At 74.8% G+C, this 3,261-nt stretch carries 3 protein-coding genes; 1 reads left to right on the top strand and 2 read right to left on the bottom strand.

The annotated features are described in order from the left end of the window. Positions 1–31 precede the first annotated feature (31 nt). Both ACFQ80_RS22470 and ACFQ80_RS22465 read right to left on the bottom strand, forming a co-directional pair. Positions 32–784, bottom strand: a complete 753-nt coding sequence (locus tag ACFQ80_RS22470; protein ID WP_430565197.1) for a class I SAM-dependent methyltransferase — start codon at positions 782–784, stop codon at positions 32–34. Positions 785–821: 37 nt separating this feature from the next. Next, positions 822–1,166, bottom strand: a complete 345-nt coding sequence (locus ACFQ80_RS22465; protein ID WP_430552618.1) for an oxidoreductase — start codon at positions 1,164–1,166, stop codon at positions 822–824. Between the two features lie 251 nt (positions 1,167–1,417). On the opposite strand from ACFQ80_RS22465, the gene sucB reads away from it, so the two are divergent. Further along, positions 1,418–3,187, top strand: coding sequence for a 2-oxoglutarate dehydrogenase, E2 component, dihydrolipoamide succinyltransferase (sucB, locus tag ACFQ80_RS22460; protein WP_430565196.1), 1,770 nt, complete (start codon positions 1,418–1,420; stop codon positions 3,185–3,187). Positions 3,188–3,261: the final 74 nt, after the last annotated feature.

Raw genomic sequence — 3,261 nt, 5'->3', positions numbered from 1 at the left:
GCCCTCGGGTGGCCGGGCGTCGTCGCGCCGGTCAGCGGACGTCGGCCACGGCCCAGCGGAACGCGTTCGCCAGGCGGTACCCGCCGGCGGGCGCCCGGAACGGCGCCGCGGCGCGCAGGACCGTCGGCGCGAGCTCCGCCGTCGTGCGCTCGTCCTCCCCGAGCAGGACGCCGCGCACCAGGCGGTCGTCGTCGGGCACGGCCCACGGGACGTCGACGATCCCCGCCCCCACGACGTCGAGCCCCGCGTCGGCGAGGGCGGACTCGAGCCCGCCCTCGGCGCGCAGCGGTCCGTCGGGCGGCACGTCCTCCTCGTACGCCTCGGCGACGGCCCGCTCGACGACGTCGAGGTCGTTGCGCGCGCCCTCGGCCCAGCAGGCGATGCCGACCCGGCCACCGGGGACCAGCACGCGGGCGACCTCGGCCAGGCCGTCACCGACGTCGTCGGCGAACTGCAGGGCGTTGACCGCGAGGACCGCGTCGAAGGCGGCGTCCTCGAACGGCAGGTGCTCGACGTCGCCGTCCAGGACGGTCGCCGTGGGGTTCCGCTCGCTCGCCCGGCGCGCCATCGCCGGTGCCGGGTCGACGCCCGCGGCCACCGCACCCGCACGCACCAGGTGCGCGACCAGCTCGCCGGTGCCGCACCCGACGTCGAGGACCCGCGACCCCGGCCCGATCCGTGACGCCGTGAGGAGCGGCGCCCAGACCGGCTCCGCGAAGGAGCCCCACAGCTCGGCCCAGCCGTCGGCCACCGCCGACCAGCGCTCGCCCCCGCCGCCGTCCATGCCTCCCGGGTCTCCTCCGTCGCCCACGTGCCGCGGCTCAGGCCTTGCGGCGCTGCGCCGACGTCCAGTCGCGCATGCGCTGCGGGTAGCCGGTGAACCGCACGTTGTACACGGGCACGCCCAGCGACCGGGCCACCTCGAACGCCGTGCGCTCGTCCGGGACACGACGTCGCGTCCACTCGCCGGTGGTCGCCACGAGCAGCACGGTCGTCGGGGTCTGCGCGTTGGGCGGCTCGACGTAGGCCTCCACCCCCACGCGGGTGCGCACGAACTCCTGCAGGTAGGCCATCGTCTCGCCCCGCGATCCCGACGACGGCGGCGCACCGGGGGCCGGCGACGACGACCTGCCCAGCAGGCGTCCCAGCGAGGTCCTGAGCGACATGGCGCGAGACTACCGCCGTCGTCGGCGTCGTGGTCGGGAGACCGCCCGGAGGTGTCCTGGAGGTCATGCGGCGGTCAGGTGTACCCAGCGTCACACCAACCCGGAGCCCCGAACGATTGGGGCGACCCCCGTGGAGGTGACAAGATGGCAGGCAGTGACCAGAACGCGGCAACCCCAGATGTCGCGGGCCGGCAACCCGGCTCGCCTCGGCACGTCGCCTGACCCACTGATCGAAGGAGACTCCACAGGTCATGTCTGAGAACGTGCAGCTCCCTGCACTCGGCGAGTCCGTCACCGAGGGCACCGTCACCCGATGGCTCAAGGCCGTCGGCGACACCGTCGCCGTCGACGAGCCCCTGCTGGAGGTCTCGACCGACAAGGTCGACACGGAGATCCCCTCGCCGGTCGCCGGTGTGCTCGAGCAGATCCTCGTCGAGGAGGACGAGACCGTCGAGGTCGGCGCCACCCTCGCCGTCGTCGGTGACGGTTCCGGTGCCGGTGGTGGCGACGCCGCCCCGGCCGCCGAGGCCCCCGCCGAGCCCGAGGCCCCCGCCGAGCCCGAGGCCCCCGCGGAGCCCGAGCAGCCCGCCGCCGCTGCCGAGCCCGCCCCGGCCGCCGAGGCGCCCGCCGCCGGTGGCGGCGAGGGCACCGAGGTGACGCTGCCCGCCCTGGGCGAGTCCGTCACCGAGGGCACCGTCACCCGGTGGCTCAAGGCCGTCGGCGACTCGGTCGAGGTCGACGAGCCCCTGCTCGAGGTCTCGACCGACAAGGTCGACACCGAGATCCCGTCCCCCGTGGCCGGCACCGTCCAGCAGCTCCTCGTCGAGGAGGACGCGACCGTCGAGGTCGGCGCCGTCCTGGCGATCGTCGGCTCCGGCGCCGCCCCGGCTGCCGAGAAGCCCGCCGAGCCCACCCCGGCCAAGACTCCCGAGCCGGTCGGTGCGCCCTCGAAGCCTGAGGAGCCCGCCCCCGCGCCCGAGAAGCCTGCGGAGACGAAGCCGGCCGCCGAGGAGAAGCCTGCTCCGGCCCCGGAGCAGGCGGCCCAGCCGGAGCCTGCCGCCGAGAAGCCCGCGCCGTCCGCTCCGGGCAAGGGCTCCTACCTCACGCCGCTGGTGCGCAAGCTCGCCGCGGAGAAGGGCGTGGACGTCTCGACCCTCCAGGGCACGGGCGTCGGCGGCCGCATCCGCAAGGAGGACGTGCTCGCCGCGGCCGAGAAGGCCGCCGCCCCGGCTCCTGCCGCCGCCGCGCCTGCCGCGGCCCCGGCCGCCAAGGCCCCGGCCACGCTGCCGGTCTCGCCGCTGCGCGGCACGACCGAGAAGATGTCGCGCCTGCGCAAGATCGTGGCCGAGCGCATGGTCGAGGCACTGCACACGCAGGCCCAGCTCACGACCGTGGTCGAGGTCGACGTCACCAAGGTCGCCAAGCTGCGCGCGAAGGCCAAGGAGTCGTTCAAGGCCCGCGAGGGCGCGAACCTCACCTACCTGCCGTTCTACACGCTGGCCGCGGTCGAGGCGCTCAAGGCGTTCCCGAAGATCAACGCCTCGATCGACCAGGACAAGGGCGAGATCACCTACCACCCCGCGGAGAACGTCGGCATCGCCGTCGACACCGAGCGTGGCCTGGTGGTCCCGGTCATCAAGAACGCCGGCGACCTGAACCTGGCGGGCATCGCCCGCCAGATCGGCGACCTGGGCGCCCGCACCCGGGCGAACAAGGTCGGCCCGGACGAGCTCTCCGGCGCCACGTTCACGATCACGAACACCGGCTCGGGCGGCGCACTCATCGACACGCCGATCGTCCCCGGCGGGCAGGTCGCGATCCTCGGCACCGGCACGATCACCAAGAAGCCGGCGGTCGTGACGGGCCCGGACGGCGAGGAGACCATCGCCATCCGCCAGTTCGCGTACCTGTTCCTCTCCTACGACCACCGCCTGGTCGACGGTGCGGACGCCGCGCGGTTCCTCACCGCCATCAAGGCACGCATCGAGGAGGGCGCGTTCGAGGCCGAGGTCGGTCTCTGACCTCACCCCGTCCCTGACGACGAAGGGCGTCCCCGCCACGGCCGGGACGCCCCTGGTCGGGCCGCCCCGCCCCC

This window comes from Isoptericola sp. NPDC056578, assembly GCF_042793275.1.
In the GTDB taxonomy this organism is placed as follows: domain Bacteria; phylum Actinomycetota; class Actinomycetes; order Actinomycetales; family Cellulomonadaceae; genus Isoptericola.
Note: the sequence above shows the minus strand (reverse complement) of the source record. Positions and strands in the feature narration are given on the sequence as shown.